This is a genomic window from Micromonospora alfalfae, assembly GCF_022230925.1.
Classification (GTDB): Bacteria; Actinomycetota; Actinomycetes; order Mycobacteriales; family Micromonosporaceae; genus Micromonospora; species Micromonospora alfalfae.
On record NZ_JAKKFH010000045.1, the window covers coordinates 206,074 to 228,285 of the forward strand.

A 22,212-nucleotide genomic window follows, 5' to 3' on the forward strand; every position below is an offset into this window, starting at 1 on the left:
ACTTCGGAGGTCCGACGTCGTCCAGAAACGACGCCGGCGGGCGGCCGTCGGCACGTCACGGTCCCCAGGGGTACGCGGACAGCACACAACGGCCCATGTCACGCGGACGTGGTCACTCGCGGAAGCTCACCGGCGACCCTCGACGGCGGATGTTCCGCCTTCGTCGCCCTCGCGCCGGTGGCCCTACCTGGCTCCGTCGCTCATTCTGATCAGCCCACGTCAATGCGTCAACCTGACCCTCGCTGCGCCCCTGCCGTCCGGGTCCTGCCGCTCGCCCGCGTGCCTGGTGTGTGGTCCCCGCTCGCCCGCGTGCCTGGTGCGGTCCCCCGCGCGCCTGGTGTGCGGTCCCCGCTCGCGCTGCCCGCCTTGCGTCGCGTGCGCCCTCCATGATCGCGCTGGAACATTGATGTAGTGGTCTGTAGGCGTGCCGATGCCACTACATCCAGGATCGAGCATGACCTTGACGGGCGCGGGCGCGGGCCTGGACACGGGCGCGGACGCGGACGCGGTGGCGCGGGACGCGGTGGCGTGGGACGCGGTGGTGCGAGGCCGCGGGCTCGGCGGGGGCGCCTGGAGGCGGGCGCGGGGGGCTGAGGCCGGACACGCGGGAGCCCCCGGTCCCGCTGGGGACCGAGGGCTCCGGACGTGGTCAGCTCAGCCGGCCTGCTCGGCGAGTTGGAGGAACTGCCGCTTGGAGGCGAGGGCCTGCTCAGCCTCCTTGATCCGGCGTGCGTCCCCGGCGCTCTGCGCCCGGGCCAGCCGGTCCTCGGCCTCCGCCACCTGCGCCCGCATCTGGGCGAGCAGCGGGTTGTCCTCCTTGGTGGTGCGGCGCCACGCCGAGTCCATCACGTCACGGACCTTGTCGTCGATGACGCGCAGTCGACGCTCCAGCCCGGCGGCCGCCTCGCGGGGCACCCGGCCGGCCTCGTGCCACTGGGCCTGGATCTCCCGCAGCTTGGCCTGGGCGCCCTTCGGGTCGGCGTCGATGTCCAACGCCTCGGCCTCGGCGAGCAGGGCCTGCTTGCGCTCAAGGTTGCCGCGCTGCTCGTTGTCCCGTGCGGAGAAGACCTCGCTGCGCCGGCTGAAGAAGGCGTCCTGCGCACCCCGGAATCGTTCCCAGAGCTTCTGCTCGGCCTCCTTGGAGGCGCGCGGCGCGGCCTTCCACTGGGTCATCAGGTCTTTGAGCTGGTTGGCGGTGGCGGCCCAGTCGGTGGAGTCCGAGAGCTTCTCCGCTTCGGCTACCAGCTCCTCCTTGGCGGTCTGGGCCTGCTTGCGCTGGGAGTCAAGGGAGGCGAAGTGGGCGCCGCGGCGGCGGGTGAAGCCGTCCCGGGCGGCGGCGAACCGCTTCCACAGCTCACCGTCGGCCTTCTTGTCGACCCCGCGGATGGTCTTCCACTCGTCGAGGATCTCCTTGAGCCGGTCCCCGGCTGTCTTCCACCCGGTGGATTCGGCGGCCAGCTTCTCGGCCTCCTCGACCAGCGCGGTCTTGCGGGCCAGGGCTTCGCCGCGAGCGGCGTCCCGGGCGGCGCGCGCTTCGCCGGCCTTCTCCTCGGCGAGGGTCGCCAGCTTGTCCAGGCGGGTGGCCAGCGCGTCGATGTCGCCGACGACGTTGGCCTCGGGCAGCGTGGCACGGATCCGCCGGATCGTGCTCAACGAGTGCCCGGCGTCCGCCGCACCCGACTTGAGTCGCGCCTCGGTCAGGTCCACCTCGGTCACCAGGTCGGCGAAGCGACGCGCGAAGTGCGCCAGGCCCTCCTCCGGTGCTCCCGCCTGCCAGGATCCGACCACCCGCTCTCCCTCGGTGGTCTTGACGTACACGGTGCCGTCCGCGTCCACCCGTCCGAAGGCAGTCCAGTCGCTCATGTGCCCATCCTCGTTCTCCCGGCGTCGAGGGATCGATCCCCCGTCGCCGCCACGGCGCAGCCAAGTTGCTTCCGGCATTGTCACAGGTCCGACCCGGTCCGCGTCGAGCGCCTATCGCCGACCGTGACCATACGGTGTCCTAGGGGCCGAATGACCGGATCGGCGCGGAGACGCACCGGGGATTCCCGCTACGGTGGACGGGTGCCACTGGTCGCCGCCGCCGTCTGCCCGCATCCGCCCCTGCTCGTGCCCGATGTGGCCGGCTCCGCAGCCCCGGAGCTGGACGATCTGCGGGCGGCCTGTGACACCGCCGTACGCCGGCTGTTGGCCACCGATCCGGACATTGTGGTGCTGTTGGGCACCGGCCCGGTGACCGGCCCGATCCGCACCCCGGCGACCGGTTCCCTCCAGCCCTGGGGTGTCGATCTGGACGTGCCGTTGGTGCCGGACCAACCGGACCGGGGCGCGGTGCTGCCGTTGAGCCTGACCATCGGCGCGTGGTTGCTGGCCCGTCATGACACCCGACCGCCGGTGACCGCCGTGCAGGTGGCCGCCGACGCCGGTCCGGCCGAGCTGGCCGCGCTCGCCGACGAGGTCGGCGCCGCCGGTGACCGGGTGGCGTCGCTGGTGCTCGGCGACGGGTCGGCCTGCCGGGGAGAGAAAGCACCCGGGTACGACGACGCGCGCGCTCTTCCGTACGACCAGAGGGTTGCCGCGGCGCTGGCCGACGCGGACCTGGACGCCCTGCTCGACCTCGACCCGGTGGTGTCGACGGAGCTGAAGGCCGCCGGTCGCGCCCCGTGGCAGGTGCTCGCCGGCGCGGCCCGGGCGGCCGGTGGTGGGTGGCGCGGCGAGTTGCTGCACGACTCCGTGCCCTACGGGGTGGCCTACTTCGTGGCGTCCTGGGAGCGGGCGTGACGGGCCTGGTGGTGGCTGTGGTCGGTCCGACCGCGGCCGGCAAGTCAGCGCTGAGCATCGCGTTGGCGCATGCCCTGGACGGGGAGGTGGTCAATGCCGACTCGATGCAGCTCTACCGGGGCATGGACATCGGCACCGCCAAGCTGACAGTCGCCGAGCGGGACGGGGTGCCGCATCACCTGCTGGACATCTGGGAGGTCACCGAGCCGGCGAGCGTCGCGGAGTACCAGCGACTGGCCCGCACGGCCATCGACGACATCCTGTCCCGGGGGCGGGTGCCGCTGCTGGTCGGTGGCTCCGGCCTGTACGTGCGGGCGGTGCTGGAGCGCTTCGAGTTCCCCGGCACGGACGCGGCGCTGCGGGAGCGGCTGGAACGGGAGTTGGCCGAGGTTGGCCCGGCCCCGCTGTACGCGCGGCTGCGCGCCGCCGACCCGGTCGCCGCCGAGAGCATCCTGCCGGCCAACGGCCGGCGGATCGTCCGGGCCCTGGAGGTGATCGAGCTGACCGGCGCGCCGTTCGCCGCCTCGCTGCCGCAACCCACGCCGTACTACCCGTCGGTGCAACTCGGCGTCGACCTGGACACCGGCCTGCTGGACGAGCGGATCGCGCTGCGGGTCGACCGGATGTGGGCCGACGGCCTGGTGCCGGAGACCCGTGAGCTGGTCGGGCGCGGGCTGCCCGAGGGGCGGACGGCGAGTCGGGCGCTCGGCTACCAGCAGGTGCTGCGCCTGCTCGCCGGTGAGCTGACCGAGGCGCAGGCGCACGACGAGACGGTCCGGGCTACCCGGCGCTTCGTCCGCCGGCAGCGGTCCTGGTTCCGCCGTGACCCGCGGATCCACTGGCTGGACTCGGCGGAACCAGACCTGATCGGGGCCGCCCTGCGTCTGGTGCCGGCGGCTGCGCGATGATGGGGCTGTGGAGTTCACCAAGGGCCACGGCACCGGCAACGACTTCGTCCTCCTTCCCGACCCGGACGGTCAGCTCGACCTGACCCCGGAGCTGGTCGCGGCGCTCTGCGACAGGCGTCGGGGCATCGGCGCGGACGGCGTACTGCGGGTGGTCCGCGCGGCCAAGCACCCGGACGGCGCGGGTCTGGCCGGCGAGGCCGAGTGGTTCATGGACTACTGGAACGCCGACGGCTCGTTCGCCGAGATGTGCGGCAACGGCGCCCGGGTCTTCGTGCGCTACCTGCTCGACACCGGGTTGGCCACGCCCGCCGGCGCGGCGCTGCCGGTGGCCACCCGGGCCGGCGTCGTGCGTGCGCTGGTCGAGGGCGACGCCGTGTCCGTCGAGATGCGCCGACCCCAGGTGTACGACAGCTCCGCCGCCACCGTGGGCGGGTTGACAGTGACCGGTGCGGTGGTGGACGTCGGTAACCCGCACCTGGTCTGTGTCCTGCCGGCCGGTGTGGAGCTGTCGGCGCTGGACCTGACCGTCGCGCCCGGGTTCGACCCGACGGTTTTCCCGAGCGGGGTGAACGTCGAGTTCATCGTGGCGGGCGACCCGGTCGACGGCACCGACGAGCACTCAGTGATGCGGGTGTACGAGCGCGGCAGCGCCGAGACGCTGTCCTGCGGCACCGGTGCCTGCGCGGTGGGCGCGGTGGCCCTGCGCGACCTCGGCCGGGACACCGGAGTGGTAGCCGTCGACGTGCCCGGCGGACGCCTGACGGTGACCGTCACCGAGAACTCCTGCTGGCTCTCCGGCCCCGCCGTCCTGGTGGCGACCGGCGAGCTGGACCCAACCAAGCTCCGCCCCTGACGCCACCCCCACCCCGACCCACCCACCCCCCAGGTGCACCGCGTCGATCATGAAGTTATTGCCAGCCAGCTCGGCGTGTCACGGCAATAACTTCATGATCGACGGGGGAGAGGGCGGGGCCGGGGGGCCTGGGTGGGGGTTACGGGGTGGCGCTGGCGTTTGCCGCTATCTCGGGGAGGTCGGCCGGGCCGGGGTCGGCGGCCGGGAGCGGGCTGGGGTTGTTCGCGGCGGCGCGCACGGCGGCGGCGACCGCCGGGGCGACCCGGGAGTCGAAGACACTCGGCACGATCACCGTCGGGTTGATCTTCTCTTCGCCGACCACGTCGGCGATGGCACGGGCGGCCGCGATGGCCATCTCCTCGGTGAACTCCTCGGCGTGCGCGTCCAGCATGCCGCGGAACACCCCAGGGAACGCGAGCACGTTGTTGATCTGGTTCGGCTGGTCGGAACGGCCGGTGGCGACAACTGCGGCGTGCTTGCGCGCCTCGCGCGGGTCGACCTCCGGGTCCGGGTTCGCGAGGGCGAAGACGATCGAGTCCTTCGCCATCTGTGCGATGTCGTCGCCGGTGAGCAGGTTCGGCGCGCTGACCCCGATGAACACGTCGGCGCCACGGATCGCGCCGGGCAGGTCGCCGGAGTAGTTCTCCTTGTTGGTGTTCTCCGCCAGCCACTGCCACGCCGAGTTGAGCCCGGTGAGGCCGCGGTGCAGGGCGCCCTCCCGGTCGTACGCGATGATGTCGCCGACGCCCTGGCGCAGCAGCAGCTTCATGATCGCGGTGCCGGCCGCGCCGGCTCCGGAGACGACCACCCGGACGTCCTCGAGCCGCTTGCCCACCACCCGCAACGCGTTGGTCAGCGCGGCCAGCACGCAGATCGCGGTGCCGTGCTGATCGTCGTGGAAGACCGGGATGTCCAGCGCCTCGCGCAGCCGGGCCTCGATCTCGAAGCAGCGCGGCGCGGCGATGTCCTCCAGGTTGATGCCGCCGTAGGCCGGCGCGATGGCCTTGACGATCTGCACGATCTCGTCGGTGTCCTGGGTGTCGAGCACCACCGGCCAGGCGTCCACCCCGCCGAAGCGCTTGAACAGCGCGGCCTTGCCCTCCATCACCGGCAGGGACGCGGCCGGGCCGAGGTTGCCCAGACCGAGCACCGCCGAGCCGTCGCTGACCACAGCGACCGTGTTGCGCTTGATGGTCAGTCGCCGGGCGTCGGCCGGGTTCTCGGCGATCGCCATGCAGACCCGGGCCACCCCCGGGGTATACGCGCGGGACAGTTCGTCGCGGTTGCGCAGCGCGACCTTCGAGGTCACCTCGATCTTGCCGCCCAGGTGCAGCAGGAACGTCCGGTCCGACACCTTGCGCACGTCCACGCCGTCCAGCGCGGTCAGCGCGTCGACCACCTGGTCGGCGTGGCCGGCGTCGGCGGTGTCGCAGGTCAGGTCGACGATCACGTGGGTCGGGTCCGAGTCCACCACGTCCAGCGCCGTGACGATCGCCCCGGCCTCGCCGACGGAGGTGGTGAGCCGGCCGATCGAGGAGGCGTCCGCGGTGACGGCGATCCGGATGGTGATCGAAAATCCGGCGCTGGGCAGTCGGGTGATGGCCACGGGATCCCTCCGTAACGGCTGTGCGGCCGATCGGCCGCCGCCCGCATTTCTACCGGGTTGTCGCGGCCGACCAGCATTCGCCCCCACTTTTGGCGACCTTCACCATGGGCATATAGCAGGTGCGTTCGGCGTTGTGTCATGTCAGGATTACGTTCTACTTATCAAAACGGACAGGAGAACCGCTTGCGAGACCAGGAGAGCTTTGTCCCCGTCGAGGACGAGCTCGACGACGTCACCACCGGCGAGATGGATCTGTCGGAGCGGCAGTCCCTCCGACGCGTCCCGGGCCTGTCAACCGAGCTCACCGACGTCACCGAGGTGGAATACCGCCAGCTGCGGCTGGAGCGGGTCGTCCTGGTGGGCGTCTGGACCGAAGGCACCGTCACCGACGCGGAAAATTCGCTGACCGAGCTCGCCGCGCTGGCCGAAACGGCCGGTTCGCAGGTGCTCGAAGGGCTCATCCAGCGTCGTACCCGACCCGACCCGGCCACGTACATCGGCCGTGGCAAGGTCGACGATCTGGGTGCTGTGGTGCTCTCCACCGGCGCCGACACGGTCATCTGTGACGGTGAGCTTTCCCCGTCGCAGCTGCGCAACCTGGAGCAGCGCACCAAGGTCAAGGTCGTCGACCGCACCGCGCTGATCCTCGACATCTTCGCCCAGCACGCCAAGAGCAAGGAAGGTAAGGCGCAGGTCGAGCTGGCCCAGCTCCAATACCTGCTGCCCCGACTGCGCGGTTGGGGTGAGACGCTCTCCCGGCAGACCGGTGGTTCCGGCCGGGGCGGCGGCGCCGGCGGCGGTGTGGGTGTTCGTGGCCCCGGTGAAACCAAGCTGGAGACCGACCGGCGGCGCATCCGTCACCGCATCTCCCGGCTGCGTCGCGAGATCAAGAGCATGAAGACGGTACGCGTCACCAAGCGCGCCCGGCGTTCCCGCAACGCCGTGCCCGCGGTCGCCATCGCCGGCTACACCAACGCCGGCAAGTCCAGCTTGCTCAACCGTCTGACCGGCGCGGGCGTGCTGGTGGAGAACGCGCTGTTCGCCACGCTGGACCCGACGACCCGCAAGGCCACCACCTCGGACGGGCGGCTCTACACCCTCTCCGACACGGTCGGCTTCGTCCGACACCTTCCGCACCAGATCGTCGAGGCGTTCCGCTCGACGCTGGAGGAGGTCGCGGAGGCCGATCTGGTGGTGCACGTCGTGGACGGCACCCACCCGGATCCGGAGGAGCAGGTCCGGGCGGTCCACGCGGTGCTTGCCGAGGTCAGCGCGGACCGGCTCCCCGAGCTGTTGGTGGTCAACAAGACCGACGCGGCCGACGAGGACACTCTGCTGCGGCTCAAGCGGCTCTGGCCGGACGCGATCTTCGTGTCCGCGTACTCCGGTCGGGGCATGGACGAGCTGCGCGCGGCGATCGAGGAGCGGCTGCCGAGCCCGGCCGTGGAGGTCCGGGTCGTGCTGCCGTACGACCGGGGTGACCTGGTCGCTCGGGCGCACCGCACGGGAGAGGTGCTCAGCACGTCGCACCTGCCGGAGGGGACTCTGCTGCACGTCCGCGTCGGTGCGGAGCTGGCGGCGGAGCTGACGGCCTTCGACGTGGAGCGGCAGGGGCAGGCGGCCGGCAGCCGGTCCTGAGCGGCCACGGCGTCATCCACCGGAAACGCGCGGCATGCGACACTGGCCGAATGCGCCGCGTTGTTTCCTCGGTCACGGTTGCCCTCGGCCTGCTCGGGGCAACCGTGGCGCTCGCCGGAGTCGCCGCAGCGGCTCCCGCCCCTGGGGCGTCCGGGCCGCCCGCCGCGAACCCTGGCCAGAAGCGATGCACGATCACCGACGAGCGCCTACGGGAGCTCTCCGGGTTGGTAGCCACCAAGAGTGGCTACATCGTCATCAACGACGGCACCGACGTCGCGGCGCGCAAGCGGGTGTTCTTCCTCGACAGCAAGTGCAAGATCTCGAAGGAGCCGGTCCACTACTCGGGGCAGGGTCCGTTCGACACCGAGGATCTCGCCCTGTCCAAGGACGGCCGCACCCTCTGGATCGCCGACACCGGTGACAACCCCGACTCGAAGGAGCGCCGCAGCCGCGTCGCGCTCTGGTCGATGCCGGTCACCGGCTCCAAGCCGACGCTGCACCGGCTCTCCTACCCCGAGGCCAAGCCGCACGACGCTGAGGCGTTGCTCATCGGCGACGACGGGAAACCGCTGATCATCACCAAGGTGACCAGCGGCAAGGCGGAGATCTACACGCCGTCGGCGGCCCTCAAGAGCGGCGACACCGACCCGGTGCCGATGCGTAAGGCCGGCGAGCTCACGCTGCCGAAGACCCAGACGGAGAACACCCTCAACACGTTCGGCCGGATCGCCATCACCGGCGCGTCCCGGGCGCCGGACGGCTCCCGGGTGGTCCTGCGCACCTACGCGGACGCGTTCGAGTTCGACGTGACCGATGGCGACATCGTGGGCGCGCTCACCACCGGCAAGCCGCGGGTGACGCCGCTGGCCGACCCGTTCGGCGAGGCCATCAGCTACACCTCGGACGGAAAGTCGTTCGTCACCGTCTCCGACGCGGGCCGGTTCACCGAGGACGAGCCGCTCGACATCCTCGGCTACACCCCGTCCACGTCGACAGCCGTGCCACTGGCCGCCGAGGACGGCGCCAAGCCGGCCGCCTCGAAGTCCTGGACCGCTGGGCTGAGCCTCGACGACATCACGTACCTGGTCGGGGCGGTCGGGCTGATCGGCCTGCTGCTGGTCGCCGCCGGGATCTTCGGCATCGTTCGCGCGCGCCGCCGGCCGCCGACCGCTGACGCGTCCGACCTGTCGGATCCGGATGGTGAGCCGTTCGGCCCGCGCGGAAGCCGTGCCGTCGACGGCTTCCCGGCCGACGATGACCGCAGGGGTGGTGTCTACGGGGGCGCCGCGCCGGCCGGCGGCGCGGTCTACGGCGGCGGTGGGGGTCGTGGTGGCCCGGCCCCGGCGGGTGGTGCGGGTCGCGGTGGCCCGGCCCCGGCGGGTGGTGCGGGTCGCGGTGGCCCGGCCCCGGCGGGCGGTGCCGTGTACGGCGGTGCCCGCCGGCCGGCTCCGGCTGACGGTGGCTACGGTGCGCCGCGCCCGGACGGCGGCGGTGCTGGCGTTTACGGCGGCGGCGGTCGCCCCCCGGCCAGTGGTGGCGGTCGTCCCCCGGCCGATGGCGGTGGTCGTCCCCCGGCTGGCGGCGGTGGTCGTCCCCCGGCTGGCGGCGGTGGCCGTCCTCCGGCTGGCGGCGGTGGCCGTCCTCCGGCCGGTGGCGGTGGTCGTCCGCAGGGCGGCGGTGGCCGTCCTGGCGGTGGTGTGTACGGCGGCGACGGCGGTCAGCCTGGTCGGGCGGAGCCTCCCCGGCGCGGCGGGCAGGAGCCCGACTACCGGGGCCAGCGGCCCAGCCGGCGACGTGACGACGACTCGCCCGTCGACCCGTACGGGCAGTATCCCGGGGGCGGTCGCGGTCCCCGAGGCGACCGTTACTGATCGGACGCTGAGCCGCTCATTTGCCCTGACGAGCGGTGCGGGTGAGCGCCGTTGGCACCCACCCGCCGATCGGTCAGATCCGGCGTAGCACCGCCACGACCCGGCCCATGATGGTGGCGTCGTCGCCGGGAATCGGGTCGAAGGCCGGGTTCTGCGGCATCAGCCAGACGTGCCCGTCGCGCCGCCGGTAGGTCTTCACTGTCGCCTCGCCGTCGAGCATGGCGGCCACGATCTCGCCGGAGTCGGCGGTCGGCTGCTGCCGGACGACCACCCAGTCGCCGTCGCAGATCGCCGCGTCGAGCATCGAATCGCCCTTGACCTGGAGCATGAAGACCTCGCCCTCACCCACCAGCTCGCGGGGGAGCGGGAAGATGTCCTCCACGGCCTGCTCGGCGAGGATCGGCCCACCGGCGGCGATCCGACCGAGCATCGGCACGTACGCCGGGGTCGGCCGCTGTGCCCTCGACAGCTCGTCGTCGATCGCCTCGCTGGGGGCGCGCACGTCCACCGCGCGCGGCCGGTTCGGGTCGCGGCGCAGGAAGCCCTTCTTCTCCAACTCCTTGAGCTGGTAGGCGACGCTGGACGGCGACACCAGGCCGACCGCCTCGCCGATCTCGCGGACGCTCGGCGGGTAGCCGTGGCGCTCCACCCAGGTGCGGATGAACTCCAGGATGCGCCGTTGGCGGGCGGTCAGGTCGACTGTCGCCGGGTCGGGGAAGGTGCTGACCACCGGGGTGACCGGGCGCACGGCGGGCTGACCCGTCCGGCTGCGCGCGGCGCTGCGGCGTCGGGTGGCTGGCGGGCCCGCCTCGGTGATCTGCTGCGGGCTCTTCGGCCGGCTGGCCCGGTCCTCGGTCACGTCCGTCCTCCCTGGTCGGCGCTGGGTGCCTCGTCGGCTCGTGGTGCGTGCGGTGGTGCCACGTTGTTCATGACCGTATAGGTGAGATCAGTCATTTTCAAACATCTGTACGACCTCTCACCGGCGTGTCGGGGTGAAAAAGCGCTCCGGTCGTACGGATGTTCTGATAAATGGTACGTCAGGTAGCACTGGTGTTCGATCCTGGACCATTTTCCGGCCGTGTCCGGCCGGTTGGCCGGTAACCCGGGCGGCATCGTGACGTTGGGTCTTCGGGCGCTGTGCGGTGCGTGGGTGACCGGATGGTCCGTGACGCGCCGGACACGCCGGCCAACTTGACCCGGCTTCCGCAGCGACATACGGTCGACCCCTAGATGTAGTAGTGACACGGGCGTAAGTTGCCTACAGGTTGGGTCTGACTACCGACCGCACTCCCGTAACGTCGATCACGGCGGCGTCATCCGAGGATGGCACCGTCGCGGTGAGTCGTGTCCGAGGGTGTCCGGAGTGCTCGCAGTTGATCATTATTAGGAGGTTGGCGAATGCGGTGTCCGTACTGCCGGCACGCTGACTCCCGGGTGGTCGACTCGCGGGAGGCCGACGACGGCCAGCTCATCCGACGGCGGCGGTCCTGCCCGGAGTGCGGCAAACGGTTCACCACCGTCGAGGAGGCGGTCCTCGCGGTCGTCAAGCGCAGCGGGGTGACCGAGCCGTTCAGTCGCACGAAGATCATCGGCGGGGTGCGTAAGGCGTGCCAGGGCCGGCCGGTGGACGACGACTCACTCGCGCTGCTCGCGCAGCGGGTGGAGGAGACCGTCCGGGCCAAGGGGGCCGCCGAGATCCCCAGCCACGACGTGGGCCTGGCGATCCTGGGTCCGCTACGCGACCTGGACGAGATCGCCTACCTGCGGTTCGCCAGCGTCTACCGCTCGTTCGACTCGCTCGCCGACTTCGAGCGCGAGATCGAGACGTTGCGGGCCGCGGCGCAAGCGCGGGAGCAGGGCCGGGCCGGTGCGGTTGAGGCCGCCGGCCGTACCAGCTGAATCTTCACAGTTTTTCAAGAGATTGGGACGCGCGGTGGGTGACCGCGCAGACGAGGGGGGCGACGGCGTGACAACTAGCCGTTCACGAAGCAAGGCAGGCGCGGGGCTGAAGATCGAGCGGGTGTGGACGACCGAGGGGGTCCACCCGTACGACGAGGTCTCCTGGGAGCGCCGTGACGTCGTGATGACGAACTGGCGGGACGGCTCGATCAACTTCGAGCAGCGTGGGGTGGAGTTCCCGGAGTCGTGGAGCGTCAACGCGGCCAACATCGTGACCACCAAGTACTTCCGGGGTGCGGTGGGGACCTCGGAGCGGGAGTGGTCGCTCAAGCAGCTGATCGACCGGGTGGTCACCACCTACCGCACCGCGGGTGAGGAGTACGGCTACTTCGCCGACCCGGCCGACGCCGAGGTCTTCGCGCACGAGCTGACCTGGATGCTGCTCAACCAGGTGTTCAGCTTCAACTCGCCGGTCTGGTTCAACGTCGGCACGCCGTCGCCGCAGCAGGTCAGCGCCTGCTTCATCCTGGCCGTCGACGACTCGATGGACTCGATCCTCGACTGGTACAAGGAGGAGGGGCTGATCTTCAAGGGCGGCTCCGGCTCCGGGGTCAACCTGTCGCGCATCCGCTCGTCCCGTGAGCTGCTCTCCTCCGGCGGCAACGCCTCCGGCCCGGTCAGCTTCATGCGCGGCGCGGACGCCTCCGCCGGCACCATCAAGTCCGGCGGTGCGACCCGCCGGGCGGCCAAGATGGTCATCATCGACGTCGACCACCCGGACATCCAGGAGTTCGTGGTCACGAAGGCGCGCGAGGAGGACAAGATCCGCGCGCTGCGTGACGCCGGGTTCGACATGGACCTCGGCGGCTCCGACATCGTCAGCGTGCAGTACCAGAACGCCAACAACTCGGTTCGGGTCTCCGACGAGTTCATGTCGGCGGTGGAGAACGGCAAGGGCTTCGACCTGCGCGGCCGGCTGGACGGCTCGGTGATCGAGACCGTCGACGCCAAGAACCTGTTCCGCTCCATCTCCCAGGCCGCCTGGGAGTGCGCCGACCCCGGTCTGCAGTACGACGACACGATCAACGACTGGCACACCTGCCCGGAGACCGGGCGGATCACCGCGTCGAACCCGTGCTCGGAGTACCTGCACCTGGACAACTCCTCGTGCAACCTGGCCTCGCTCAACCTGATGAAGTTCCTCCGCGCCGACGGTGGCTTCGAGGTGGAGAAGTTCGTCAAGTCCGTCGAGTTCGTCATCACCGCGATGGACATCTCGATCTGCTTCGCCGACTTCCCGACCGAGAAGATCGGTGAGACGTCCCGCGCCTACCGGCAGCTCGGCATCGGCTACGCCAACCTCGGTGCCCTGCTGATGGCCACCGGCCTGCCGTACGACTCGGACCAGGGCCGCTCGGTCGCCGCGGCGATCACCTCGCTGATGACCGGCACCGCCTACCGCCGCTCGGCCGAGCTGGCCGGCGTCGTCGGCCCGTACGACGGCTACGCCCGCAACGCGGAGCCGCACAAGCGGGTCATGCGCAAGCACGCCGCGGCCAACGACGAGATCAAGCCGACCAGCCCGGTGGCCACCGCTATCGTCCGCGAGGCGACCAAGCAGTGGACCCAGGGCAACAAGATCGGTGACAAGTTCGGTTGGCGCAACGCGCAGGCCAGCGTCCTCGCCCCGACCGGCACGATCGGCTTCATGATGGACTGCGACACGACCGGCGTGGAGCCGGACCTGGCGCTGGTCAAGTTCAAGAAGCTTGTCGGCGGCGGCTCGATGCAGATCGTCAACCAGACGGTGCCGCGCGCCCTGCGCAGCCTCGGCTACCCCGAGGAGCAGGTCGAGGCGATCGTCGAGCACATCGCCGACCACGGCCACGTGGTGGACGCCCCCGGCCTCAAGCCGGAGCACTACCCGGTCTTCGACTGCGCCATGGGCGAGCGGTCGATCGCCCCGATGGGTCACGTGCGGATGATGGCGGCCATCCAGCCGTTCGTCTCCGGCGCCATCTCCAAGACGGTCAACATGCCGGAGGCGGCCACCGTCGAGGACATCGAGAAGATCTACTTCGAGGGCTGGAAGCTCGGCCTCAAGGCGCTGGCGATCTACCGGGACAACTGCAAGGTCGGCCAGCCGCTCTCGGTGGGCAAGTCCAACAAGGCCACCGAGCCGGCCGCCGTCGAGGCCGCGCCGGCCGCAGTCGAGAAGGTCATCGAGTACCGGCCGGTGCGCAAGCGCCTGCCGAAGAAGCGCCCGTCCGAGACGGTCAGCTTCTCCGTCGGTGGCGCCGAGGGTTACCTGACCGCGTCGTCCTACCCGGACGACGGCCTCGGTGAGGTCTTCCTGAAGATGTCCAAGCAGGGCTCCACCCTGGCCGGCGTGATGGACGCCTTCTCGGTGGCCATCAGCATCGGCCTTCAGTACGGCGTGCCGCTGGAGACGTTCGTCAGCAAGTTCACCAACATGCGCTTCGAGCCGGCCGGCATGACGGACGACCCGGACGTGCGGATGGCGGCCTCGGTGATGGACTACATCTTCCGTCGCCTGGCGCTGGACTTCCTGCCCTACGAGCGCCGCGCCGAGCTGGGCATCTTCACCGCCTCGGAGCGGGCCGCGCAGCTGCGGGCCGAGGCCGACGCGGAGGCCGCCGGCGTCACCGGCGCCGAGCTGACCGCGATGGCGTCGTCCGCTCCGGTGGAGACTCCGGCCAAGCCGGAGGCTGTCGCCCAGCCGGCCCAGGAGATGGCCGACGTGGCCGCCGCCAAGCCGGCTCCGAGCGTGGGTTCCAGCACCGAACTGCTGGAGGCCGTGATCGGCAAGGCCGCCGACGCACCGCTCTGCTTCACCTGCGGTACGAAGATGCGCCCCGCCGGTAGCTGCTACGTCTGCGAGGGCTGCGGCTCCACCAGCGGCTGCAGCTGACGTACGCGTATCACCGAACCACCCGCGAGCGCGGCAGGGATCACCTGCCGCGCTCGCGGCGTTCCGCTCGTGGCAGGGTCGATGGACCTGCCCGCTCACCGCATGATCAACTCGACTTCCGTGAAACCGGCGTATCAATCTCGCCCGGATACCGCGGCTTCATGCAACCCGAGTCGATCATGCAGAAGAACTCCGGGGATGACCTCTGGCTGGTGCCGCTCGACTTGCGCCAGATCGGGTGATCAGAGGTATCCATGATCACTCTCTCAGGTGAAGCCGCCTCGATCACTTGATGCTGAGTAGCTGTGGACAACCGGGCTACTCAGCATCAAGTGATCTCGGCGGCCGGGTTACTGGCTGGCTCGCTCGGCGGCGCGTACGGCGTTGCGGAACAGCATCGCGACTGTGGTCGGGCCGACCCCGCCGACCCGGGGCGTGATGGCGCCGGCGACCTCGGCGCACGCTTCGTCCACGTCCGGCAGGAGGCGCCGGCCTTCGTAGCGGACGCCGGCGCCGATGACGACGGCGCCGGGCTTGACGTGCTCAGGCTGCACGATCCGGGGTACGCCGGCGGCGGCGACGAGGATGTCGGCGCGGCGGGTGTAGCGGGCCCAGTCGGGCACCCCGGTGTGGACGACGGTGACGGCGGCGTTGGCGGTCGGGCGCTTCTGGGCGAGCAGCATGGCCAGGGGGCGGCCCAGGGTGGCGCCCCGGCCGAGGATGACTACCTCACGACCGGCGACGGGGATCTCGTAGTACGCCAGGAGGGCTTCGATGCCGGCGGGGGTGCACGGCAACGGGCCGGGCAGGCCGACGGCGAGACGCCCCATGTTCAGCGGATGCATGCCGTCGACGTCCTTGTCCGGGTCGATGGTCTGCAACGCCGCGTCGTAGTCCAGATGCCCCGGAACTGGGTACTGCACGAGCAGCCCGTGTACGGCCGGATCGTTGTTGAACCGGGCAATGGTCTGGTGCAGTTCGGCCTGGGTGACTGTGGCAGGCAGGTGCGCGTGCGGGGAGTCGAACCCGAGCGCGGCGGCCTGGCGCTGCTTGATGGCGATGTAACCGGCGCTGGCGTCGTCGTCGCCGACGAGGATGGTGGCGAGGCTCGGTGTGATCCCGCGGCTGCGCAGCTGGGCGGCTGCGGCGGCGGTCTCGGCCAGGACGGCTTCGGCGACCGGTGCGCCCGGCAGGAGCCGGGCGGTGCCGGACGGGGTGTGGTGCTCGGCGGATGCGCTGGTTGTGGTCATGACGGTCCCTCGACGCAGGCGCCCAGGCGGTCGACGCCCGCGAGAGGCTCCCCGATGGTTTGACCATCCCCGTGCCGCCAGTCGCCGGTGATCCGATGATGCCGCATCAGCAGGGCGATTGCCCAGTTGGGCCAGCAGCGCCGGCGGACTCGCGCCGGGATGGTTCGGTAACACTCGTGCTCCGCCTTACGAAGAAGGGGTGTGAGGGCTACGAGGGAGGACGGCCTGTGAATGAGCCGAGCCGAGCCGATGACGACATTTCCGGCATCGGAGCCGATCCGGTGGCCTTCGAGGTCTTCTACCGGCGGCACCTGGAGGCGGTGGGCCGGTTCGTGGCGCGGCGGGTCGACGACCCGCATCTCGCCGCCGACCTCACCGCCGACGTGTTCCTGGCGGTGATCGAGTCGGCGGCCGGCTACCGGCCGGACCGGGGGAGTCAGATCGGCTGGCTGTACGGGGTGGCCCGCAACGTCATCGGCGACGAGCGGCGTCGGGCGGCTCAACGGCTGCGGGTGACCGGCCGACTGGCCGGGCGACGGGACCTGAGCCCCGACGACATCGCCCGCATCGAGGAGCGGATCGACGCCGAGTCGGCGGCCCGCCGCACCCACAGGGCGCTGCGCGAGCTACCCGAGGGCACCAGAACGCTCGTCGAACTCGTCGCCGTGGACGGCCTCACCGTCGCGGAGGCGGCGGCAGTGCTCGGGGTGTCACCTGTCGCCGCTCGGGTCCGCCTGCATCGTGCCCGCCGCGTCGTCCGCGCCGTGCTCGCCCGCCCGGTCACCACCCTCGCCTGATGAGACGGAGATGACGCCATGAACAAGACCGAACCGTCGCCGCAGGGTTTCGAGGAGCAGCTCCTGCGGGATCTGACCGCACACGTGGCCCAACGGGCCGAGGCGGCGTCGGAGGCCCGTCCCGCCGGACGCCGCGCCCGGTTCCTCCACGGTTGGCGCCTGGCCGGAGCGTTCGGGCTGGCGGTGACGCTGACCGCCGGTGCGCTGGTGGTGCAGACGATCAGGGTGGGCGACCAGCCGCCGACTGCCAGCGCGTCGGAGATCTTCCATCTGGCGGCCGAAGCAGCCCGGCAGCAGCCGGAGCTCACCGCCCGACCCGATCAGTACGTCTTCACGGAAAACCTGGCGACGATCCGGGACCTGCCGGCCAGCGGGCCTTACCAGACCATTCGGAACCAGCTGTGGCAGTCGGCCGGTGGAGTCGCGTACACGCAGGGACGCTACCGACCGGAGAGCGACCCGAACGGGTGGGGCGAGCTGCGGGAGCTCCGGATCAACGATGCCACCGATCCCACGAAGGATCTCGACGCGTTCCAGCCGCCGGCATACCACGGCGACCTGCCCACCGACCCGGACGAGCTGCTTCGATACCTTCGGGAAAACCCGGTCGACCTGCACCTCCCGGAAGGAGCCGATGAGGAGGCCGTCTACGGGGACGAGAGCATGGCGTACACCACCGCGCGGTTGATGCTCCAGGGCTACGTGCCACCCCGATCGCTGGCGGCGCTGTTCGAACTGTTGGCACGGGAGCCCGGGGCGGTCGTCATATCGGGCGACGTGGTGGACGCTGCCGGTCGGCATGGGGTGGCGATCCGGATGCCCGGTGTGATCGGTGGCAACGAGGACCTGCTCTTCGACCGCGACACCCACGTCTTCCTCGGCCGCCGTGGGTCGGTGGTGCGCGACGGCAAGGAGTCCCTGCACACGGCTGTCGCGCTACTCCGCATCGCAATCGTCGACCGGCCGGGCCAGCTGCCCTGAGCGGCGCTGGCACCGCCCCGGACGTGGCCGGCCGGTCACGTCGGACCGGTCAGGGCTGGGCGAACAGCGGGCCGTAGTTCGAGCGGAACATCTGCTCGCCGAGGCGGCGCATCACCAGGTCGCGCAGCGCGGGCGGGAGCCCGGTGGCCTTGTCGCGGCGGTGGGTCTGGCTGAGCACCCAGTCGGTACGCGGGCGGCGTCGCGCCTCGTACCCGCGCAGGGCCTCGGCGATGGACCCGGCAGCGGCCAACGAGGATGCGAGCACGACGGCGTCCTCCAGGGCCATCGCCGCGCCCTGGGCCATGTTCGGCGAGGTGGCGTGGGCGGCGTCGCCGATCAGCAGCACCGGGCCCCGGGACCAGGAGTCGAGCACGACCTCCTGGTTCGGCCCGGCGTGCAGGGTGCTGTCGTCGTAGTCGAGGGCCTTGAGCATGGTGGCCACCGGCTCGGTGAACGTCGCGGCAAGCTCGTCGCGCCAGCCGGGCCGGTCGGCCACCGGGCCGTCGTTGTAGTAGCAGTACGTGTGCTCAGCGCTGATGGGGATGGTCAGGAACTGCCGACCGCGCCCCAACTGCACCGACCAGACCGGCTCGTCGTCGACGCGGGGTGCGACCCACCGGTACGCGTACTGGCCGAGGTCGCGGGCCGCCTGACCGTCGAAGGCGAGCCGGCGGACCGTCGAGTTCACCCCGTCCGCGCCGAGCACCAGGTCGTACCGTCCGGTGCTGTTGTCGTCGAACTCGACGGCGACCCGGTCGCCCTCTGGCAGGAGCGCGACCGGCTGGCGGCCCCAGCGGATCGGGGTGTCGCCGACGCCGGCGAGCAGTGCCCGGTGCAGGTGGGCCCGGGGCAGCGACACGCACGGTCCGACGCCCCGCCACAGCGCGGCCACGTCGATGTCGAAGAGGCGACGCCCGCGCTGGTTCGCGCTGCGCTGCCGGGTGATCTCCACGGAGACGTCGGAGACCGGCTCGGCCAGACCGAGTACGTCGAGCATCCGGGTCGCGTTGCCGGTGAGGTAGATCCCGGTGCCGGAGTCGGTCGGCCCGGATGCCCGCTCGACCACGTCGACAGTGGCACCCCACTCGCGTAGCGCGGCCACCGTCGCCAGTCCGGCGACACCTCCGCCGACGATCAGTACCCGGACACCGTCACCCCGCACGACACTTTCCTCCCCGTTGCCCCTGCGCGACCCCGCTGAGCTGCTGCTCAACGGTCCAGCCGCCGCAGCACTCTACGAGGCGGGTGAGTCAGCGCACGGGAACGGGGGCTGAAATACCGAGGAATGGGCTGCGACGATGAGGCATGACGACAGCTGAGACGTACGCCGAGTTCGGCAGCCGCGAGGCGCGCGGGGTGTCGCCCACGTATGAGCGCCTGTCGCAGGCCGTGGCCCGCGACGACGACCTGCTCACAGTGCTCGACGGGCTACCGCCGGCCAAACGCCAGCCGAATCTGCTGTTCGGCGTCGTCCGCTGGCTCGGTGGCCCTGTCGACGACCCGGCCGCGTTCCACGACTACGTGATGACGCACTGGCCGGCCATCGAGACGCAGATGCTCACCCGGGCCACCCAGACGAACGAGGCCGGTCGGTGCGCGGTCCTGCTGCCGGTGCTCGCCGCGTTGCCGCAGCCCCTCGCCCTGCTGGAGGTCGGTGCGTCGGCCGGGCTCTGCCTCTACCCCGACCGGTACGCGTACCGCTACGGCGACCATCGGGTCGGTTCCGGTGAGCTGGTCCTCGACTGCGCGGCCAACGGGTTGGCACCGCCGGCAGGCGTACCCCAGGTGGTGTGGCGGGCCGGCCTGGACCTCAACCCGCTCGACGTGACCGACAGCGACGACGTGTCCTGGTTGGACGCCCTGATCTGGCCGGAGCACGCCCACCGGCGGGCCCGGCTGCGCGCGGCGGCGGCGGTTGCCGCGGCCGACCCGCCGCTGCTGGTCCGCGGCGACCTGGTTGACGACCTGCCGGCGCTGGCCGCGCGGGCGCCGACCGACGCGACGCTTGTGGTCTTCCACACGTCAGTGCTCTACCAGGTGCCGCAGCCGCGCCGGGACGCGTTCGTCCGGTTGGTCCGCGAGCTGCCGGGGCACTGGGTGGCGAACGAGGGGCCGGAGGTGCTCCGGTACGACGGGTTGCCCGCCCCACCGAGCGACGTGCTGCACAACGTCCTCGCGCTCGACGGAAAGCCGCTGGCCTGGGCCAGAGGTCACGGCCAGGCGCTGACCTGGTTCGGCTGACGTCACCAGGCCGCTGGTTGGACGCCGGCCAGCTCAACGAGCCGGTTCGGGCATCCGGGCGCGCAGGGCTCGGATGAACCAGTCCACCGCAGGCGCCGTCGCGTCGCCGGTCGCCCAGCCGTTGAGCACCGCCAACAGGTCGATGTAGCGGTCCCGGCGGGGGTCGTTGGCCGGTTCCAGCCGATCGAGCAGCCGTCGACGCACGTCGGCCTCGTCGGAGTGATGGTGCAGGTTCGCGTACCGGTTGGTGACGGCTGTGACCACCGGATCGGCGTCCGGGCTGGCCGGGTCGAGACCGGCCGCGAGGGCGGGGGCCACCGCGTCCCGGACCATCGCGACGGCGTCCGGGCGGGGCAGCCCCGGGACGTCGTTGTCGGCGGCGTGCTGCCGCACCAGCCGCCGCATCCGGGCCCGGAACTCCGGCTCCCGACTCAGCTCGGCCAGCTCCAGCCACGCCTCGACCTGCGCGGTGTCGGGATCGTCGGGAAGCTCCGGTGTCAACGAGACGACCGCACCCCGGTACGCGGGCTGGTCGCCGAGGCCGGCGAAGACGCCGTCCAGGAAGTCCGCCACCAACTGCCCGCGTTCGCGGGCGGTGAGCTGGGCCAGTCGGTGCAGCTCGTCCACCTCGGTCGGGCCCGACCCGCGCCTCGCCGCGACGGTGAGCACCGCCTGGCGCAGCCGCAGCACCCGGATCTGCACGGCCAACGCCTCGGCGTGTGCGGCGGCCACCTCGGGCAGGGATACCTCCTGGTCCACCACCCGCCGAATGGTGGCCAGGTCCAGGCCGAGGTCACGCAGCGTCCGGACCAGTTCCAACCGGGCCACTGCCGCATTGCCGTACCGCCGGTAGCCGGCCGGGCTCCGGTCCGTCGGCGGCACCACCCCGCTGTCGGCGTAGTACCGGATGGTCTTGACGCTCAGGCCGGTCCGTCGGGCCAGGTCGCCGATCGTGTGAAACGTCTGCCCGCTCATGCCCCCACCCTCGCGTCTCCCCCCGGTGGAGACTCAAGCACCATCCGGGCCGGCGAGGAACGCCGCGACCGTCGCGGTGAACGCTTCGGGGTCGTCGAGCCACGGGTAGTGCCCGGCGCCCCGCTGGACGACCAGCTCGGCGCGTGGACTCAGCTCGGCGAACTGGGCCACCAGGCCCGGCGGTGCGGCCAGGTCGACAGCGCCGGCGAGCAGCAGCACCGGGCCTCGATGGGCGGAGAGGGCCGCACGGGTGGCCGGCGGATCGAAGGCGCCTTCGGAGCTGAAGATCCCGGCCAACTCCTCGTTGCGCTGGCCGGACTCGGCGGCCTGGTGGACCTGAGCGGCAGTGTCCCACCGGCCGTACAGGAACGGAGCGATCTCCTGCTGGGAGGCGGGCCCGGCCCGGCCCGGCCCGCGAGGATGGACTCCACCGCCGCGGCGGCCACCGGAAACCATGGCTCGCCGGCCCGGGCATCGGTGACCTCCTGGCGCTGCGCGTCGGTCACCTGCAGCCCTACCGCTCGGATGCTCGGGTTCACCAGCGCGAGTCGGCCCACCCGATCGGGGTGCCGGGTCAGGTACCGCAGAGCCAGGTTGGTGCCGGCTGAGTGCCCGAGCAGATCCAGCTGGTCGAGGCCCAGGTGGCCGCGCAGCGCCTCCACATCGTCGACCATGCGGTCGCAGCGGCAGGTCGAGACGTCAGCCGGGACCGCCGAGCGACCGGTGCCCCGCGGATCGAGGATGACCAGCGTCCGGTGCGCGCCCAGACCGCCGAGGTCACCGAGGTACGCGGAGTCACGCATCGGCCCGCCCGGCAGGCAGACCAGCGGATCCCCAACCCCGACCGTCCGGTACGCGAGGATGGTCCCGTCGATCGCGTCGAATGTGGTGGCCATCGGTCAGCGGACCCGCTGGTGGCGGAGCAGAACCACCCCGTTGCCGAAGACCCGGCTCTCCACCAGCCGCAGACCGGTCGGAGTCTCGGCGTCGGGGAAGAGTCGGCGGCCCTTACCGACCAGCACCGGGTGGACGTAGATCCGGTACTCGTCGATCAGGTCGTGCCGGGCGAACGTCGCGGCCAGGTCGGCCCCGCCGAGCGCCAGGTCGCCGCCCGGTTCGGCGGTGAGCTTGCGGACCTGCTCGACGTCGACCTCGCGCACGACTGTGGCGTTCCAGTCGGCGTGGTCGAGGGTGCGCGAGTAGACGATCTTCGGCATGTCCCGCCAGATCCGGGCGAACTCGCGCTCCGGGCCGCTGGCGGTCGGGTCCTGATCGGCGGTCGGCCAGTAGGAGGCCATCAGCTCGTGGCTGACCCGGCCGCTGAGGAACCCACCCATCGGGGCGATCACGTCGTTGAAGTGCTGGTGCAACTCCTCGTCGACCTGGTGCCAGCCGATGTCGCCACCCGGGCCCTCGAAGAACCCGTCCAACGACAGGCTCATCTGCACAACGATCTTCCGCACCGTGTCTCCTCCATATG

Annotated in this window: 18 protein-coding genes, 1 pseudogene and 1 riboswitch; of the genes and pseudogenes, 10 read left to right on the forward strand and 9 right to left on the reverse strand. The window is 71.3% G+C overall.

Annotated features, from left to right (window positions below):
* Positions 1–654 precede the first annotated feature (654 nt).
* A complete protein-coding gene (locus MED01_RS29920; RefSeq protein ID WP_238671818.1) occupies positions 655–1,863 on the reverse strand; it encodes a DUF349 domain-containing protein in 1,209 nt (402 codons plus the stop codon).
* Between the two features lie 150 nt (positions 1,864–2,013).
* Between MED01_RS29920 and MED01_RS29925 the strand changes: the two genes are divergently transcribed.
* From MED01_RS29925 to dapF, 3 genes are read left to right on the forward strand one after another with little or no spacing between them, the layout of a single operon-like run.
* Positions 2,014–2,781, forward strand: a complete 768-nt coding sequence (locus MED01_RS29925; RefSeq protein ID WP_238671819.1) for a class III extradiol ring-cleavage dioxygenase family protein — start codon at positions 2,014–2,016, stop codon at positions 2,779–2,781.
* Positions 2,766–3,689, forward strand: a complete 924-nt coding sequence (gene miaA / locus MED01_RS29930; RefSeq protein WP_372493756.1) for a tRNA (adenosine(37)-N6)-dimethylallyltransferase MiaA — start codon at positions 2,766–2,768, stop codon at positions 3,687–3,689. The genes MED01_RS29925 and miaA overlap by 16 nt, the downstream gene beginning before the upstream one ends.
* A 7-nt stretch (positions 3,690–3,696) precedes the next feature.
* Positions 3,697–4,542, forward strand: a complete 846-nt coding sequence (gene dapF / locus MED01_RS29935) for a diaminopimelate epimerase (protein WP_238671821.1) — start codon at positions 3,697–3,699, stop codon at positions 4,540–4,542.
* A gap of 139 nt (positions 4,543–4,681) precedes the next feature.
* Here the strand turns inward: dapF and MED01_RS29940 are convergent, their stop codons facing one another.
* The gene (locus tag MED01_RS29940) at positions 4,682–6,148 is read right to left on the reverse strand and encodes an NAD-dependent malic enzyme (RefSeq protein ID WP_238671822.1); all 1,467 of its coding nucleotides are present in this window, start codon (positions 6,146–6,148) and stop codon (positions 4,682–4,684) included.
* Positions 6,149–6,331: 183 nt separating this feature from the next.
* On the opposite strand from MED01_RS29940, the gene hflX reads away from it, so the two are divergent.
* Both hflX and MED01_RS29955 read left to right on the forward strand, forming a co-directional pair.
* Positions 6,332–7,786, forward strand: a complete 1,455-nt coding sequence (gene hflX, locus MED01_RS29945; RefSeq protein WP_238671823.1) for a GTPase HflX — start codon at positions 6,332–6,334, stop codon at positions 7,784–7,786.
* A 50-nt stretch (positions 7,787–7,836) separates the two neighbouring features.
* Complete coding sequence (locus MED01_RS29955) at positions 7,837–9,657, forward strand: hypothetical protein (RefSeq protein WP_238671824.1); 1,821 nt, start codon at positions 7,837–7,839, stop codon at positions 9,655–9,657.
* 73 nt (positions 9,658–9,730) lie between these two features.
* Here MED01_RS29955 and lexA read toward each other — a convergent pair whose 3' ends face one another.
* On the reverse strand, positions 9,731–10,516 hold the full coding sequence (gene lexA / locus MED01_RS29960) for a transcriptional repressor LexA (protein ID WP_121654997.1): 786 nt from the start codon (positions 10,514–10,516) through the stop codon (positions 9,731–9,733).
* Between the two features lie 539 nt (positions 10,517–11,055).
* Here lexA and nrdR point away from each other — a divergent pair.
* Both nrdR and MED01_RS29970 read left to right on the forward strand, forming a co-directional pair.
* Positions 11,056–11,556, forward strand: coding sequence for a transcriptional regulator NrdR (gene nrdR / locus MED01_RS29965; protein ID WP_238671825.1), 501 nt, complete (start codon positions 11,056–11,058; stop codon positions 11,554–11,556).
* A 34-nt stretch (positions 11,557–11,590) separates the two neighbouring features.
* Complete coding sequence (locus MED01_RS29970) at positions 11,591–14,488, forward strand: vitamin B12-dependent ribonucleotide reductase (RefSeq protein ID WP_238671826.1); 2,898 nt, start codon at positions 11,591–11,593, stop codon at positions 14,486–14,488.
* A 350-nt stretch (positions 14,489–14,838) separates the two neighbouring features.
* Here the strand turns inward: MED01_RS29970 and MED01_RS29975 are convergent, their stop codons facing one another.
* Positions 14,839–15,738 (reverse strand): bifunctional 5,10-methylenetetrahydrofolate dehydrogenase/5,10-methenyltetrahydrofolate cyclohydrolase, encoded by a 900-nt coding sequence (locus MED01_RS29975; protein ID WP_238671827.1) that lies wholly within the window; start codon positions 15,736–15,738, stop codon positions 14,839–14,841.
* Positions 15,739–15,751: 13 nt separating this feature from the next.
* Positions 15,752–15,833: riboswitch (ZMP/ZTP riboswitch) on the reverse strand.
* 132 nt (positions 15,834–15,965) lie between these two features.
* Between MED01_RS29975 and MED01_RS29980 the strand changes: the two genes are divergently transcribed.
* Together MED01_RS29980 and MED01_RS29985 are read left to right on the forward strand one after the other, a co-directional pair.
* Positions 15,966–16,535, forward strand: a complete 570-nt coding sequence (locus MED01_RS29980; protein WP_238671828.1) for an RNA polymerase sigma factor — start codon at positions 15,966–15,968, stop codon at positions 16,533–16,535.
* A gap of 18 nt (positions 16,536–16,553) precedes the next feature.
* Complete coding sequence (locus MED01_RS29985; RefSeq protein WP_238671829.1) at positions 16,554–17,516, forward strand: CU044_5270 family protein; 963 nt, start codon at positions 16,554–16,556, stop codon at positions 17,514–17,516.
* A 49-nt stretch (positions 17,517–17,565) separates the two neighbouring features.
* Here MED01_RS29985 and MED01_RS29990 read toward each other — a convergent pair whose 3' ends face one another.
* Positions 17,566–18,678: an FAD-dependent monooxygenase gene (locus MED01_RS29990; RefSeq protein ID WP_238671830.1), complete on the reverse strand. Its 1,113-nt coding sequence runs from the start codon at positions 18,676–18,678 to the stop codon at positions 17,566–17,568.
* A gap of 143 nt (positions 18,679–18,821) precedes the next feature.
* Between MED01_RS29990 and MED01_RS29995 the strand changes: the two genes are divergently transcribed.
* Positions 18,822–19,757 carry a DUF2332 domain-containing protein gene (locus MED01_RS29995; protein ID WP_238671831.1) on the forward strand — a complete coding sequence of 312 codons (936 nt, stop codon included), beginning with the start codon at positions 18,822–18,824 and terminating at the stop codon, positions 19,755–19,757.
* A 33-nt stretch (positions 19,758–19,790) separates the two neighbouring features.
* On the opposite strand, the gene MED01_RS30000 is transcribed toward MED01_RS29995, so the two are convergent.
* From MED01_RS30000 to MED01_RS30010, 4 genes and pseudogenes are all read right to left on the reverse strand, one after another.
* On the reverse strand, positions 19,791–20,732 hold the full coding sequence (locus MED01_RS30000) for a MerR family transcriptional regulator (RefSeq protein ID WP_238671832.1): 942 nt from the start codon (positions 20,730–20,732) through the stop codon (positions 19,791–19,793).
* A gap of 33 nt (positions 20,733–20,765) precedes the next feature.
* Positions 20,766–21,188: an alpha/beta fold hydrolase gene (locus MED01_RS36220; RefSeq protein WP_308193578.1), complete on the reverse strand. Its 423-nt coding sequence runs from the start codon at positions 21,186–21,188 to the stop codon at positions 20,766–20,768.
* Positions 21,189–21,310: 122 nt separating this feature from the next.
* A pseudogene (locus tag MED01_RS36225) lies at positions 21,311–21,628 on the reverse strand (alpha/beta fold hydrolase); the annotation flags it as partial.
* A gap of 3 nt (positions 21,629–21,631) precedes the next feature.
* Positions 21,632–22,195 carry a dihydrofolate reductase family protein gene (locus MED01_RS30010; protein ID WP_238671833.1) on the reverse strand — a complete coding sequence of 188 codons (564 nt, stop codon included), beginning with the start codon at positions 22,193–22,195 and terminating at the stop codon, positions 21,632–21,634.
* Between the last annotated feature and the right edge of the window lie 17 nt (positions 22,196–22,212).